Origin of the sequence: Martelella mediterranea (genome assembly GCF_021021415.1) — a bacterium.
Lineage (GTDB): Bacteria > Pseudomonadota > Alphaproteobacteria > Rhizobiales > Rhizobiaceae > Martelella > Martelella mediterranea_C.
The window spans coordinates 35,853-49,711 of the sequence record NZ_JAINWJ010000010.1 but is presented as its reverse complement, the minus strand read 5'-3'; the positions used below and the strand labels follow the sequence as shown (position 1 = coordinate 49,711).

The window sequence follows — 13,859 nt, the reverse complement described above, 5'->3', positions numbered from 1 at the left end:
GACATGCCATGCTCATACTCATGGGGTACATCCACATCGACCCGCCGGACATCGACGCATTCGTCCGCGACGTTCAGGCGATCAGTCTCGGCACAAAGGCCGAAGAGGGCTGTCTGTTCTACGGCATCACCCTGGATGACAGGCCAACGGGACGCTTCCTGGTCGCCGAGCGCTGGCGGGACAGGGAAGCGCTGACGGCCCATCTCGCAAGGGCGGAAACGCTGGCGTTCCTGAAGACCTGGGGGGACCGGATGAAAGGCGACCTTCAAACCTACGCGGTGATGGAGGATCTGCCAAGATTCAGTTGAATCGCCGACTCCGGGCCGGGCCTGTACATCGCATCATGAGCCGACGGCGGCGTGAGCGTCGCCAGGTCGCGCGTCAGGTGTCGACCATGGGAGCGTTGACCAGTCACTTTCCGCCAAACTAACCGAAGCTCTTGGCCTCCTTGATCGGAAGCTCCTCCCCCTTCTTTTCAGTGGCAGGGAATATCCAGCTAAGGGTTTGAGATCTCAGCCTGATCCAAGGCACTCAGCATGTTGTCAATAAACGCACAAATTTGAAGCGCTTGCTCCCTAGAGACTTCGGTTAAAAAGCGATGATGGCTAGGATTGCGAAATGCACCAACTAAACCACGGAGGATGGCGGCGTATCCCTCTTGCTCGCTTGCACTATTTGAAAACTTTATCGGCGAGAGAGTAGGGTCAGACTTGATTGCTTTGTTAACTAACCCAGTACCAATCTCAGTTGCAAGCGCAGGAACTTTTAATCTGATCCTCTCTTCAAGGACCTGTGTTGCTTGGTTGATAACCCGATCAAAATGATCCGTCGCGGACAGCAAATCAGAACAACGTGACTTCAGTTCTTGATCAGATATTAGGTTGTAAACGCTTCCGACTTCGACGATTCTGCTCGACGCACGATGAACCATCTCCAGATAGGTGATTAACTGATTTACCTTCGATAGAAATGAATCCCGAGAATAAGTTGAACCATTTGCATCCTTGTTGAAATAACAACCGATAGAGAAATCAAATCCGGTAAATTCGTCGTCAACATGCTCCCGCAAGGAACGCAAGATCAACAAATAATCTTCGCCGAAATCTCGAGACACATAAGGCTGACCTATCGGCGCGCTATTCCTTAAGCCGAGCAATCTGGCGTAAGACCCCTCTATTATGCGTCGAGACATAGTTTCATTCCCACTCGATCGTGCCCGGCGGCTTCGAGGTGACGTCGTAGACGACGCGGTTGATGCCGCGGACTTCGTTGATGATGCGGGTGGCGGCCTTGCCGAGAAAGTTCATGTCGTAGTGGTAAAAATCGGCCGTCATGCCGTCGACCGAGGTGACGGCGCGCAGCGCGCAGACATATTCATAGGTGCGGCCATCGCCCATGACGCCGACGGTCTGGACCGGCAGCAGCACCGCGAAGGCCTGCCAGATGACGTCGTAGAGACCGTTCTTGCGGATCTCGTCGAGATAGATGGCGTCGGCCTCGCGCAGGATGTCGAGCTTTTCCTTGGTCACGCCGCCGGGGCAGCGGATCGCAAGGCCCGGTCCCGGGAAGGGGTGGCGGCCGATGAAGCTGTCGGGCAGACCGAGCTCCTTGCCGAGCACGCGGACCTCGTCCTTGAAGAGTTCGCGCAGCGGTTCCACGAGCTGCATGTTCATCCGCTCGGGCAGGCCGCCGACATTATGGTGCGACTTAATGGTGACCGAGGGACCGCCGGAGAAGGAGACGCTTTCGATGACATCCGGATAGAGCGTACCCTGCCCCAGGAAATCGGCGCCGCCGAGTTTTTTGGCCTCTTCCTCGAAGGTCTCGATGAACAGGCGCCCGATGATCTTGCGCTTGGTTTCCGGATCGGCGACGCCTTCGAGCTCGCCGACGAACTTGTCGACCGCATCGACGTGAATGAGATGCAGATTGTAGTGCTCGCGGAACATCGCGACCACTTCATTGGCCTCGTTCTTGCGCATCAACCCGTGGTCAACGAGGATGCAGGTAAGCTGGTCGCCGACGGCCTCGTGGATCAGGAGCGCGGCAACGGAACTGTCCACGCCGCCCGAAAGCGCGCAGATGACCTTGCTGTCGCCGACCTGGTCGCGGATCTTCTGCACCATCTCGGCGCGGTAGGCCGCCATCGACCAGTCGGATTTCAGCCCGACGATCTTGTGCACGAAATTGGCGAGCAGCCTGCCGCCATCGGGCGTATGCACCACTTCCGGGTGGAACATGGTGGTGTAATAGCGTTTTTCCTCGTTCACGCAGATCGCGAACGGGGCGTGCGGCGAAACGCCGATGATCTCGAAGCCCTCGGGCGCGCGGGTGACACGGTCGCCATGGCTCATCCACACAGGATACTTTTTCCCGACTTCCCAGATGCCCTCGAACAGCGGCGAGGCTTTCAGGATCTCGACATCGGCCCGGCCGAATTCCGCAGCGTGACCACCTTCCACCGCGCCGCCGAGCTGGACGCACATGGTCTGCTGGCCGTAGCAGATCGCCAGAATCGGCACCCCGCTGTCGAACACGGCCTGCGGCGCGCGCGGCGAGCCGTCCCGCGTCACCGAATCCGGACCGCCGGAGAAGATCACGCCCTTCGGCTGCAGCCGTTCGAACCCTTCCTCCGCCTTCTGGAACGGAACGATCTCGCAATAGACGCCGGTTTCGCGCACGCGCCGCGCGATCAGCTGCGTTACCTGACTGCCGAAATCGATGATCAGGACGGAATCGGGATGGGAAATTTCTGGGGTCACGGCTGCGGCCTTCCTGTCGGTGAAAGCTAAAAACCGGCCTTATAGGGGAATCGCGCCCGTTTCAATGGCGGTTTCCAGCCGATCGATGGCGGCAGCCAGTTTTTCATCGATTATGTGCAGATATTGCGTCCAGTCATCGACATGCTTCAGTTCCGCCTTGCCATCGGAAATCCCGCGCAGGGCGACGAGCGGCAGGTTGAAAACATGGCAGGCGCGCAGCAGCGCGAAGGTTTCCATGTCCACCATATCGGCGTCGATGGCATCATAGGCGGCGCCCGAGACGATATTGCCGCCGGTGGAAAGCCGCGCCAGCGGCAGGCCGGGAATAGTGAAGGGCAGCGTAACCTCCGCCGGCAGGTCGAGGAACGGCGTGCGGCCTTTTTCGAAACCGAGCGGCGAGGCATCCATGTCGCGATAGGAGACCGAGGAGGCCTGATAGATTTCGGTCTGCTCCAGCGTGGCCGAGCCAGCCGAGCCGAGCGACACCACCAGATCGGGCGCGGCGTCGGCGTGTTCCAGCATGGCAAGCGTCCTGGTCAGCCGCACCGCCGCCTCCACCGGGCCGATGCCGGTCATCAGCGGCGCGATCCGCGCCTTCAGCCTGTCGCCATATTCGGCCGAAGCGGCCATGACGAACAGCACGTTTTTGCCAGCGATCAGTTCGACCCGCATCAGCCTTCAAAGCCTTCCCGGTCGCGCAGAACCATGCATGTGCCGGACATCGAGGCGATCAGTTTGGCGGGGCCATCGCCGATCGCGTAACCGCGACCATCAGTGACGATGATGTTGGTGCCGGGCTTGGTGACCTCGCCGCGAAACAGGAACCGACCGCCCCTGCCCGGCGACATCAGATTGACCTTGAACTCGATGGTCAGCAGCGAGGCGTCGGTATCGATCATGGTATAGGCGGCATAGGTGCAGGCGGTCTCAAGCCCGGTCGCGATCACGCCGGCATGGAGGATGCCGTGCTGCTGCGTCAGTTTGGCATCGAAGGGCAGCTCGATCTCGACGACCCCGTGGCTGATGCGGGTCAACTCCGCGCCAAGCATCTCCATCGCGCCCTGGCTTGCAAAACTGTTCACGATCCGCGCGTGAAAATCGCCATGTTCGAATTCTGCCAATGCTTTGCCTTTACCGGAAACCGCCTTGCCAATGGGGCAAACCTGCCACGCCGCGGCGGTTCCGGCAAGCTCAGTTGAGGTAAATCAGCGCGGCGTTAAGTAGCGTGGCGAAGGCGACCCAGAGGGCGTAGGGGGCGAACAGGGTGGCCGAGAGGCGATCGGTATGGCGCGTGGCGCCGATGAAGGCGAGGATGGCGAGCAGCAGCACCAATATGATGATCAGCGCCGGGACCATCATCTGCAGGCCAAAGAAGACCGGCATCCAGGCGATGTTCAGCACGAACTGCACCACCCAGAGGCCGAAGGCCCGGCCATTTTCCTGCCGCCGCAGGAAGCTGCGGGCGCCCGCCCAGCCGATGAAGACATAGAGCACCGTCCAGACGGGGCCGAACAGCCAGTCCGGCGGGTTGAAGGGCGGCTTGGCGAGCGACGCATACCATTCGCCCGGCATGTTGAGGAAGCCGGCCAAGAGACCGGCCGCAAGGACGACGACGATAAAGAGCGCGTGAATGGCTTTGCTGTTGTTCATGAGCGGATAGATAGCGTTGCTAGACCGAATTGCCAATGAGGCGCACCGCATGCTGATCGAATGCGACATCATGGCGCGCGCCGGCGAACAGGCCGTCATAGGTGCCTACGGCGAAGCCATGCGCGGCGTCGGCTATGCCGGCGGCGTTTTCGAGCTTTCCGGTCGAGATCACCCGGCCGGTCGCCTCCTCCAGCGTCACCACCAGCCCCTTGGGCGAGGTCAGTCCGATCAGCCCGTCGCGCGGGTTGGCGGCGATCGCGCCGACATAATTGCCGAGCCCGATCGTGACATCCTCCGGCAGTGGCGTGAAGGAAAGCGCCGCGCCGGGGGCGATATGGCCGACCAGCGGCGGCGTCTCGTTGCGCGGCCCCTCGAACTGGCAGGCAAACCAGATGCGGCCTTCCGCGCCCAGCGCCAGGTGCCGGGCCGAAAGCTGGCTGAGGCTTGCGGGCAGCGCGTGTTTCTCGACGAGCGCCCCGTTGGCTGCATCGATCAGCGCCAGCGACGGTTCCATGTGATCGAGGTTCAGCTTGGTGCGGCCGAAATCGGGATGGGTTTCGATCCCGCCATTGGCGGCGATCAGAAAACGGCCATCGGGGGTCACGGAGAGATCGTGCGGGCCGATGCCATAGGTCGGATATTCGCCGATCCGGATATAGTCCTGCCTGGCATCATAGATGCCGATCACGCCGCGCCGGTTTTCAAAGTCGTTCTCGCTGGCATAGAGAAACCGGCCATCCGGCGAGAATGCGCCATGCCCGTAGAAATGCCGGTCGGGGACGGCATTGACGATCGTCTCGCCGCCCGATGGCGACAGCACCAGAATGAAGGTGCCGGGCCTGCGGGCAAAGGCCGCCACCGCGTCCGTCGCCGGCGAAACGGTGAGACCGTGGATCCGGTCCGGCAGCGCGATCTGCGAGATGAACGCGCCGTCCTCGCCCATCAGCGCCAGGGCGAACCGGCCATCCGGCGTTCTGATGCCCGTTGCATAGACCGCATCGGCGCGCTCCAAAGCGAAAGCGGCGGGCGCGGAAAGCCCGGCCAGGAACAGGCTGCCCGCGGCCTTCACGAAACTGCGGCGGTCGATCAGGGCCGAGCGGGCAGGCATGTCAGTCTCCGTCGGAGAAGGAGAAACCGGCGCCGAGACCGATCGCCCCGCCGTAATTGTCGTTCAGCCGCAGGATGACGTCCTTGAGGTTCAGGATGATGTAATCGAGTTTCGCCCGTTGATCCGGATCGTTCAGGACAACCTCGATATCGGGGGCCATGCCCTCGACCACGCCGTCGAGCGAGGAGAACAGGAAGTTGATCGAGGACACGATCGAGCGGACATCCTCATCCAGCAGATCCTCCATGCCGGCCTCGTTCAAAAGCGCCTGCAGCGCATCGAGATTGGCGAGCACCGAGGGCCATGTGTTTTGCGAGCGCCAGTAGATCGCGCGGGTGGCGAAATTCGGCCCGTCCTCGCCTCGGTAGAAATATTCGATGCGCTGGTCGCGCACCGTCTCCGCGCCGTGAACCAGAATGCCGAGCAGCGCGGTCAGCGCCTCGTCATCGGTGCGAAACAGCGGATTGTCGGGGCCGGGATGTTTCCAGGCATCGGCGACGCCATCCTCGGCCTCCCAGGCGGCCGTCAGTTCGCCGGCGACGCGATCCATGTTCGTCGCGATCGCCTCGCCATAGCGGCAGCGATAAGTATCGGGGGCCTCGAACATGGTCTCATATTGCGTGCCGAACAGCACGAATTCGAGCGCCAGCAGGCCCTGCATCGCCACGCTTTTCTGCGGCAGATAGTCGGGATCGAGCGCGGTTTCATCCTCTTCGATGATCGCCGCCTGCACCTGTTTCAGGCCGATGCTCTTGCGGTCCGGGTAATAGAGGATGCGCTCGAAACGGTGATCCTCCAGCACCGGGCCGGTGCGCACGATCTCGATCGCGGACCATGCCGCGACCGCCTCATCGAAAGCCGTCGTCGCGGCCTCATATGTGGCCTCGTCAGGCGCTGCGCAGAACGCCTCGACGGCCTCCGACAATGTCCCGGTGGCGGTTGCGAAATCCTGGTAGCCGGGGCGGATGAAGCCATCCACTGCCTGCTCCAGCACGCCGGGCACGGCGTCCCGGTTCATGGCGGCGGCGCTGCCGGCGGAAAGAATGACGAGGGTTGCGGCAATAAACTGTTTCACAGCGACTCCAGGAATTTGATCAGCGCGTCGCGGTCCTCTTTCGCGGCATTGGCGAATTTGTCGCGCGCGGTCTGCGCTTCACCGCCATGCCACAGGATCGCCTCGGTGCGGTTGCGGGCGCGGCCGTCATGCAGGAAGAAGGAATGGTCGTTGACCGTTTCCGTCAGCCCCGTGCCCCAGAGCGGGGCCGTGCGCCATTCGCGTCCATCGGCCATCGCCACCTGCTGGCCGTCGGCAAGCCCCTCGCCCATGTCGTGCAGCAGGAAATCGGAATAGGGCCAGATCAGCTGGAAGCGGTGCGCCGGGTTTTCCGCCGCGCGGCTGGTGACGAATTTGGGCGTGTGGCAGGCGGTGCAGCCGGCCTCGTAGAACACCTGCTTGCCGCGCAGAACTTCAGGATCATCGACATCGCGGCGCGCGGGAACGGCGAGGTTTTCGGCATAGAAGGTAACAAGCTCCATCACCGGATCGGGCGCCTCGGTATCGCCAAGGCGCGGCTGCACGCCGGTGGGCATGGCCAGACACGCGGTTTCCGCCTCGGAACAATCGCCGTAAGGGTTCGGCGCATCCGGCGAGGAAACGCCGATATCGCCGCTCATCGCGCCGACGGACTGATCGTGGATCGTCGCGTTCTGCGCCTTCCAGCCGAAGCGGCCGAGCTTGACCTCGCCGGTCACTGTATCGCTGACGATGTTGGGACGGCCCGAAACCCCGTCGCCATCGGCATCGTCGGGGTCGGCATGCGCTAGAATATCGGCAGGCTCGATCGCCTGCACCAGTCCGAGACCGATCATCGGGTTGGCAATGCGCGGCGAGAGCGTGGTATCCTCGCCAAGCGGGCCATAGGCAAGGTCCGCAACGCCATAGGTCGGGTGGCGCAGCGAAACCGTGCTGCCATCGCCGAGTGTGACGTCTTCTTCCCGGTAATCGATCGTCATCCGCCCTTCGGCGGAAAGGCCCGGAACGGCGAAATCCTGAAGCTGGCCGCCATAGACCGCGTCGGGGAAATTGATGGTCTCGTAATTGTCGATGCGCGCCTGCTCCTCCGGCGTGCGGGCGGGGCGCGCGAGGCGCAGGAACATCGAGGTCGCGTCGCTGTCGCCTTCCGGCGGATGGCCGCGGCCATCCTTCAAATGGCAGCTCTGGCAGGAACGGGCGTTGAACAACGGCCCGAGCCCATCGGACGCCTGGGTCGAGGATGGCGACGACACCCAGAACTTGCGAAACAGCGCATTGCCGAGCTTGAAGGTTTCCTCCTCGGCGAAGGTGATGTTGGCGGAGGAATGCGAGAAACTGTCGCGGTTGACGCTCGCCGTGCTGGTGGCGGCGCCGCCCTGCATGATCTCGAAGGCTTCGGGCTTGGAAAAATCATCCGTCGGCTGCGTGACCTTTTCGACCCGGGCCTTGTCCTTCGCGTCAAGATCGCTGCGCTCGGCGGGCGGAGTCCAGTCGGCGGCGAAGGTCGTCGTAAAACACAAAGAAGCGGCCAGAGCCGCTGTCGTCATTGCAGGAATATGCCGTTTCATCATGCCATCACGGTCGTTCCGGCCGTCCTTTTTGTTCATTTCATGCAAGCCGCGCACCCGTTTTCGACGGACCGGCGCTCGCTTTCCGCTCGGCTTCGCCTCCTCCTCGGCGTCATCCTCGGGCTTGACCCGAGGATCCAAGCACCCATCCGCGCGACTGGCGCGAACGGAAACTCGTAGGGCGCCCGCATTCCCGGAACCGAGACGCCTGTCGCATCAAACGTGGTTAGATCCTCGGGTCAAGCCCGAGGACGACGCCAAGGCGAGGGGTGCGCGCTTCTGCCACATGCAGCGTGTACGCACCCTCAAACCCGCTCCTACTGGAACACCGCCTCCGGCGCGTCAAGGCTGTCGGAGCCTTCCAATTCGATCTGGCCGAGATCCAGCGACGCGATCGCGCGTTCGATGGACGGCGTCTGGTCGATCAGGCCGTCGATTGCGGCCTGAACCACGGCGTTGCCCTCGTCATTGCCTTCGCCGATCATCTGGTCGTAGGCCTCGACGGTTTCCGCGCGGGTGGCCATCGCCTCCATCGCCGCAACGGTCGCAAGCAGCTTCGCCTTCAGCTCCTCGTCCAGCGCCGGGTCCTTGGCCGCGACCAGATCGGAGACCGAAGCGCCGGTCATTTCCGTGCCGTCGACGCGGGTGTAGTCGCCGGTATAGGCCTGAAGAATGCCGATCGCGTCGTTCAGGTGCGAGGCATGGGTGTTGTCGGAGAAGCAATCATGCTCTTCCTCCGGATCGTGCAGCAGCAGACCGAGCTTCATGCGCTCGCCGGCAAGCTCGCCATAGGAGAGCGAGCCCATGCCCGTCAGGATCGCGGCAATGCCGGTGGTCGGGTCTTCGGTGACGTAGCTGTGGGCCTCGCCGCCCTGTTCCCAGGCCGCGACAATGTCTTCAAGGTCGGAAATCAGCAGTTCGGAGGCTGCCGTGAGATAGGCCGCGCGGCGGTCGCAATTGCCGTTGGTGCAATCATCGCCGGAAAGATAATCAGTGTAGGAGCGCTGGCCCGCGCCGGCATCCGTGCCGTTCAGATCCTGGCCCCAGAGCAGGAATTCGATGGCGTGATAGCCGGTGGCGACATTGGCCTCGATCTCGCCGGCTTCATGCAGCGTGTTGGCGAGCAGATCGGGCGTGATCTCGGTCGCGTCGACCGTCTCGCCGTTGATCTTGATCTCGGGATTGGCGATGACATTGGCGGTGTAGAGCGAATTTTCGTCGCTTTCCATGCCGTAGGAGGCGTCGACATAGTCGATCAGGCCTTCATCCAGCGGCCATGCATTGACCTTGCCTTCCCAGTCATCGACGGTCGGGTTGCCGAAACGGTAGACTTCAGTGAGCTGGTAGGGAATGCGCGCCGCGATCCAGGCTTCCTTGGCGGCATTCTGGGTTTCTTCGCTCGGGTTTTCAACAAAGGCCTGAATGGCCTCGTCCAGCGCCTTCGCCGTCGTCAACGAATCCTGGTATTTCGCAAGGGCGACATCGGCATAGTGCTTGACCACGGCCTCGGGCGTGACGTCAGCGGCAAAAGCCGGGGCTGCGAGCATGGTCGAGGCGGCAAAGCCCGCCAGAAGGGCGCGCGTACGGATCGTGTGCATCATGGGGTCCCTCTCCTTCAATGACACTGTGAGTGCTGCCTACATGAAGGAAAAAGAAACTTGTGTCAAATAATCCAGTTATAGAAAATCGCGCGCCGCATCAGCGCTGCACACTGGCTTGCGCATCGTCAATTTTCAGCCTGTTCAGCCTTGTTTACGCAGCACCGCGCAGAAGAAGCCGTCGGTCCCGGTTGCAGCCGGCGTCAGCGTCGCGAACCGCCCCTCGGTGAAATGCGGCTGCTTTGGTGATGACGGGAAGCGCGCCTGCCAGAGCGTCGCGATATCGAGGGCTTCGAAATCGGCCCGCCCTTCGAGAAAACCCGCGATCCGGGCCTGGTTTTCGGCCGGAAGCAGCGAGCAGGTGACATAGACCAGCAATCCGCCGGGCTTGACGAAACGGGAGGCCGCGGCCAGCACCGCGTCCTGCTGGGCCATGCGCTCCTCGAGGTTCTTTTCCGACAGCCGCCATTTGATATCGGGCCGGCGGCGCCATGTGCCGGTACCCGTGCAGGGCGCATCGATCAGCACGCGATCGAAGCTCAGTCCCTCCAGCGCGGCGGCATCGTCATGGACCTGCACATTGCGGGTGCCGGCGCGACGCAGACGCTCGATGATCGGCGCGAGCCGCGTTCTATCGGCATCATAGGCGTGCACCTGGCCGGCATTGTCCATGTCGGCGGAAAGCGCCAGCGTCTTGCCGCCGCCGCCGGCGCAATAATCCAGCACCTGCTGACCGGCATGGGCGTCCACCAGCCGGGCCACGATCTGCGAACCCTCGTCCTGCACCTCGAACCAGCCCTTCTGGAAGGCGAGTTCGGCGGTGACATTGGGCAGCCTGTCGCCGCCGCTTCCGGGCGGAATCCGCAAACCGCAGGGCGCGATCGCGGTCAGGTCTGCCCCTGCCCGCGCCAGCGCCTTCTTCACCTTCTCGCGCTCGGCCTTCAGCGTGTTGACGCGCAGATCGAGCGAGGGGCGGCGGTTCAGCGCTTCGGCCTCGGCCAACCAGTCATCGCCGAAATTTTCCTTGAACGCCGGGAGGATCCATTCCGGCAGGTCGGCGCGGACATGATCCGGGGCATCCGCAAGGTTGCAGCTGGCAAAGGCGGCAAGCGCGCGCTCGGAAAGCGGCTCCGGCGCGAACTTGTCGCCGTCAAGCTTTTCGGCAAGGCTTTCCGGGGTAAAACCCCATTGCCGATAAAGCACGGCATGGGCGAGCGCCGCCGGGCTGTCGTCATCCATCAGAAAGGCGTGCGACAGCTTCAGCCTGAGCGCGTCATAGACGATATTGCCGATCGCCGCCCGGTCGCCGGAACCGGCAAACCGATGCGCCGTGCCCCAGTCCTTCAGCGCGTTGGCGATGGGACGCTTGCGCTCCTCCACCTCGGAAAGAACCTCGATCGCGCCCTGAAGGCGTCCGCCAATGCGCATCAATTATACTCCGGGATTGTGTGGACGCTATGCGGCGCGCTCCTACGCTCAGCCGCGCTTTGCCGCAGCGCTGGCGGAATGCTTTGCCCCTCCCCGCCCTCGGCGTCATCCTCGGGCTTGACCCGAGGATCCATCCCCGCAAGCCACACCGGCAGCGCGAGTTTGTTCGAACTCGGCCGCGCCATATGGCGGGGAGACCGGCACGCCGCTCGCAGTGAGAGGTGATTGGATCCTCGGGTCAAGCCCGAGGATGACGCCTCGTAGGGAGGAAGCACCCTGAAACGCGACTCGCGCTGGAAAACAACCCGGTTCACCCCCATCAAAACACCGCCACCGAAGCCACAACGGCGAGGTACACCAGCACCGCCGCGATCAGCCACAGCGCCACGCGGCCGGAGCGGGTGTAGCGGGCTTCGGCGCGGCCGATCGCTTCGGAGGTGCTCTCGTCGAAGCGCAGGCCGTTTTCGCTCATGGCGACGACCTCGTTGTGGAATTTCTCGGTCTTGTCGGCGATCTCCGGGATCGCCTCGGCGATCTTCAGCACCGCCTGCATGCCCTCGCGCATATCCGTCAGCACCCGGCGGGGGCCGAGATTGTGCTCGATCCATTTCGACACGACCGGCTCGGACGCCTTCCACATGTTGAAATGCGGATCGAGCATGCGCGACACGCCCTCGACCACGACCATGGTCTTCTGCAGGTTGATGAGCTGCGTCTGCGTGGTCATGTCGAAGATTTCGGTGATCTCGAACAACAGCGTCAGAAGCTTGCCCATCGAGATGGTCTCGGCCGACTGGCCGTGGATCGGTTCGCCGATGGCGCGGATCGCCTGCGCGAACGAGGCCTTGTTGTGGTGCGCCGGCACGTAACCCGCCTCGAAATGGGCTTCGGCCACGCGCATGTAATCGCGGGTGATGAAACCGTAGAGGATTTCGGCGAGCACCCGCCGCTCCTTCTTTCCGAGCCTTCCGACAATGCCCATGTCGACGGCGACGATCAGGCCGTCCTTGTCGACGAACAGATTGCCGGGATGCATGTCGGCGTGGAAGAAGCCATCGCGCAAGGTGTGGCGGAGGAAGGACTGGATCAGCGTTACCGCCAGCTTCTCGAGGTCATGGCCCGCGGCCTTCAGCCCCGCGACATCCGACATCTTGATGCCGTCGATCCATTCCATGGTGACGACGTCGCGGCCGGTGCGCTCCCAGTCGACGGCGGGCAGGCGGAAGCCTTCGTCATGGGCGGTATTTTCCGTCATCTCCGAGATCGCGGCCGCCTCCAGCCTGAGATCCATCTCGATCTTGGTGGTCTGTTCCAGGGTCCGCGTGACATCGACGGGCCTGAGCCGGCGGCTGGAGCGGATGAAACGCTCCTGCATGCGCGCGACCAGATACATCGCGCCGAGATCTTCATTGAACCGGTGGCGAATGCCCGGGCGGATCACCTTGACGGCGACCTTCTTCTCGCCCTCCGGCGTCGCGACCGTCGCCGGGTGCACCTGCGCAATCGAGGCGGCGGCGATCGGATCGCCGAACTCGGCGTAAAGCTCATCGACGGAACGCCCGAGCGAGCCGCGAATGGTCGCCTTCGACGCCTCGGCCGGGAAAAACGGCATCCGGTCCTGTAACTGCGCCAGATCCTCGGCAAAGCCCGCGCCGACGACATCCGGCCGGGTCGCCAGGAACTGGCCCATCTTCACATAGGAGGGGCCGAGCCGCGAAATCGCCTTGCCGAGCCTGTCGGAGCGCGCCTTCTTGCGCGCGCCGGGCCGGGCGAAGGGCACCAGCATGGCCTTCACCAGCCGGGCATAGGGCGGCAGGCCTTCCGAAGGCAGCGCGTTAATCACGCCTTCGCGGGCCAGCACCCAGCCGACGCCGAGAAGGTTGAAGTAGGATCGAAGCGCGCCCATGGTGAATGCCTAAAGTTTCCAGCCGGAATGAAGGGCAGCGATACCGCCGGAGTAATTGGTGAACTTGACGCGCGAAAAACCGGCGCGCTCGATCATCCTGGCAAAATCCTTCTGGTTCGGAAATTTGCGGATCGATTCGACCAGATAGCGATAGGGCTCGCCATCGCCCGCAATCGCCTTGCCGACGCGCGGAATGGCGTGGAACGACCACAGATCATAGACCTTGTCGAGGATCGGGGCCTCGACCTCGGAAAACTCCAGCACCAGCAGCCGACCGCCGCGCTTGAGCACCCGATAGGCTTCCGAAAGCGCCTTGTCGATATGCGGCACGTTGCGGATGCCGAAGGCGATCGTATAGGCGTCGAAGTTCTTGTCCTCAAACGGCAGGTCCTCGGCATTGGCCTCGACAAAGGTGAGGTTTTCGGCAATGCCCTTCTTCTGGGCCCGTTCCTCGCCGACCGCCAGCATGGAGCCGTTGATATCGAGCACGGTGGCGCGGGCGAGCCCCTTCGAGGCATCGACGATACGGAAGGCGATATCGCCCGTTCCGCCGGCGACGTCGAGCACGTGATAGTCGGGATCGGCAGGCGGGTTCAGCGCGCCGACCATGCCGGCCTTCCAGGCCCGGTGCAGGCCCGCCGACATCACATCGTTCATGATGTCGTAGCGCTTGGCGACCTTGTGGAAGACGTCGTTGACCAGAGGCTGCTTGTCGCCATCGGCGACATTCTTGAAGCCGAAAGAGGTCTCCATGCCGCCATTGGCGGTGGTCCGGCTATCCGTCATTTTACGCACCTCACGCTTGA

The 13,859-nt window shown here is 62.8% G+C and carries 13 protein-coding genes; 1 reads left to right on the top strand and 12 read right to left on the bottom strand.

Going from position 1 to position 13,859, the window contains the following annotated elements; translation table 11 throughout:
• Positions 1–8 precede the first annotated feature (8 nt).
• On the top strand, positions 9–308 hold the full coding sequence (locus tag K7H91_RS08065; RefSeq protein WP_230719712.1) for a putative quinol monooxygenase: 300 nt from the start codon (positions 9–11) through the stop codon (positions 306–308).
• A 188-nt stretch (positions 309–496) separates the two neighbouring features.
• Here the strand turns inward: K7H91_RS08065 and K7H91_RS08060 are convergent, their stop codons facing one another.
• The 12 genes from K7H91_RS08060 to ubiE all read right to left on the bottom strand — a co-directional run bounded on the left by K7H91_RS08060 (position 497) and on the right by ubiE (position 13,839).
• Positions 497–1,192, bottom strand: a complete 696-nt coding sequence (locus tag K7H91_RS08060; protein WP_230719711.1) for a TIGR02391 family protein — start codon at positions 1,190–1,192, stop codon at positions 497–499.
• Between the two features lie 4 nt (positions 1,193–1,196).
• The gene (gene guaA / locus K7H91_RS08055; RefSeq protein ID WP_230719710.1) at positions 1,197–2,762 is read right to left on the bottom strand and encodes a glutamine-hydrolyzing GMP synthase; all 1,566 of its coding nucleotides are present in this window, start codon (positions 2,760–2,762) and stop codon (positions 1,197–1,199) included.
• A gap of 39 nt (positions 2,763–2,801) precedes the next feature.
• Positions 2,802–3,434, bottom strand: a complete 633-nt coding sequence (locus tag K7H91_RS08050; RefSeq protein ID WP_230719709.1) for a 5'-methylthioadenosine/S-adenosylhomocysteine nucleosidase — start codon at positions 3,432–3,434, stop codon at positions 2,802–2,804.
• Positions 3,434–3,817, bottom strand: coding sequence for a PaaI family thioesterase (locus K7H91_RS08045; RefSeq protein WP_085986550.1), 384 nt, complete (start codon positions 3,815–3,817; stop codon positions 3,434–3,436). Before K7H91_RS08045 ends, K7H91_RS08050 begins: the two co-directional genes overlap by 1 nt.
• 136 nt (positions 3,818–3,953) lie before the next feature.
• The gene (locus tag K7H91_RS08040; RefSeq protein WP_230719708.1) at positions 3,954–4,412 is read right to left on the bottom strand and encodes a TspO/MBR family protein; all 459 of its coding nucleotides are present in this window, start codon (positions 4,410–4,412) and stop codon (positions 3,954–3,956) included.
• 19 nt (positions 4,413–4,431) lie between these two features.
• A complete protein-coding gene (locus tag K7H91_RS08035) occupies positions 4,432–5,520 on the bottom strand; it encodes a DUF1513 domain-containing protein (RefSeq protein WP_230719707.1) in 1,089 nt (362 codons plus the stop codon).
• A 1-nt stretch (position 5,521) separates the two neighbouring features.
• The gene (locus K7H91_RS08030; protein WP_230719706.1) at positions 5,522–6,595 is read right to left on the bottom strand and encodes an imelysin family protein; all 1,074 of its coding nucleotides are present in this window, start codon (positions 6,593–6,595) and stop codon (positions 5,522–5,524) included.
• Positions 6,592–8,100 (bottom strand): di-heme oxidoredictase family protein, encoded by a 1,509-nt coding sequence (locus K7H91_RS08025; RefSeq protein ID WP_230719705.1) that lies wholly within the window; start codon positions 8,098–8,100, stop codon positions 6,592–6,594. The genes K7H91_RS08030 and K7H91_RS08025 overlap by 4 nt, the downstream gene beginning before the upstream one ends.
• Positions 8,101–8,438: 338 nt before the next feature.
• Positions 8,439–9,722 carry an imelysin family protein gene (locus K7H91_RS08020; protein WP_419197453.1) on the bottom strand — a complete coding sequence of 428 codons (1,284 nt, stop codon included), beginning with the start codon at positions 9,720–9,722 and terminating at the stop codon, positions 8,439–8,441.
• Positions 9,723–9,863: 141 nt separating this feature from the next.
• Complete coding sequence (locus tag K7H91_RS08015; RefSeq protein WP_230719704.1) at positions 9,864–11,147, bottom strand: RsmB/NOP family class I SAM-dependent RNA methyltransferase; 1,284 nt, start codon at positions 11,145–11,147, stop codon at positions 9,864–9,866.
• A 319-nt stretch (positions 11,148–11,466) separates the two neighbouring features.
• Positions 11,467–13,053, bottom strand: a complete 1,587-nt coding sequence (ubiB, locus tag K7H91_RS08010; protein ID WP_230719703.1) for a 2-polyprenylphenol 6-hydroxylase — start codon at positions 13,051–13,053, stop codon at positions 11,467–11,469.
• 9 nt (positions 13,054–13,062) lie between these two features.
• Positions 13,063–13,839: a bifunctional demethylmenaquinone methyltransferase/2-methoxy-6-polyprenyl-1,4-benzoquinol methylase UbiE gene (ubiE, locus tag K7H91_RS08005; protein WP_230719702.1), complete on the bottom strand. Its 777-nt coding sequence runs from the start codon at positions 13,837–13,839 to the stop codon at positions 13,063–13,065.
• Positions 13,840–13,859: the final 20 nt, after the last annotated feature.

What these genes read in the sequence shown, in the direction of transcription:
- K7H91_RS08065 (WP_230719712.1), top strand. Translation starts at nt 9, where the DNA reads ATGCTCATACTCATGGGGTACATCCACATCGACCCGCCGGACATCGAC.
- ubiB (WP_230719703.1), bottom strand. Translation starts at nt 13,053, where the DNA reads ATGGGCGCGCTTCGATCCTACTTCAACCTTCTCGGCGTCGGCTGGGTG.
- ubiE (WP_230719702.1), bottom strand. Translation starts at nt 13,839, where the DNA reads ATGACGGATAGCCGGACCACCGCCAATGGCGGCATGGAGACCTCTTTC.
- K7H91_RS08025 (WP_230719705.1), bottom strand. Translation starts at nt 8,100, where the DNA reads ATGACGACAGCGGCTCTGGCCGCTTCTTTGTGTTTTACGACGACCTTC.
- K7H91_RS08050 (WP_230719709.1), bottom strand. Translation starts at nt 3,434, where the DNA reads ATGCGGGTCGAACTGATCGCTGGCAAAAACGTGCTGTTCGTCATGGCC.
- K7H91_RS08060 (WP_230719711.1), bottom strand. Translation starts at nt 1,192, where the DNA reads ATGTCTCGACGCATAATAGAGGGGTCTTACGCCAGATTGCTCGGCTTA.
- K7H91_RS08040 (WP_230719708.1), bottom strand. Translation starts at nt 4,412, where the DNA reads ATGAACAACAGCAAAGCCATTCACGCGCTCTTTATCGTCGTCGTCCTT.
- K7H91_RS08015 (WP_230719704.1), bottom strand. Translation starts at nt 11,147, where the DNA reads ATGCGCATTGGCGGACGCCTTCAGGGCGCGATCGAGGTTCTTTCCGAG.
- K7H91_RS08020 (WP_419197453.1), bottom strand. Translation starts at nt 9,722, where the DNA reads ATGATGCACACGATCCGTACGCGCGCCCTTCTGGCGGGCTTTGCCGCC.
- K7H91_RS08035 (WP_230719707.1), bottom strand. Translation starts at nt 5,520, where the DNA reads ATGCCTGCCCGCTCGGCCCTGATCGACCGCCGCAGTTTCGTGAAGGCC.
- K7H91_RS08045 (WP_085986550.1), bottom strand. Translation starts at nt 3,817, where the DNA reads ATGGAGATGCTTGGCGCGGAGTTGACCCGCATCAGCCACGGGGTCGTC.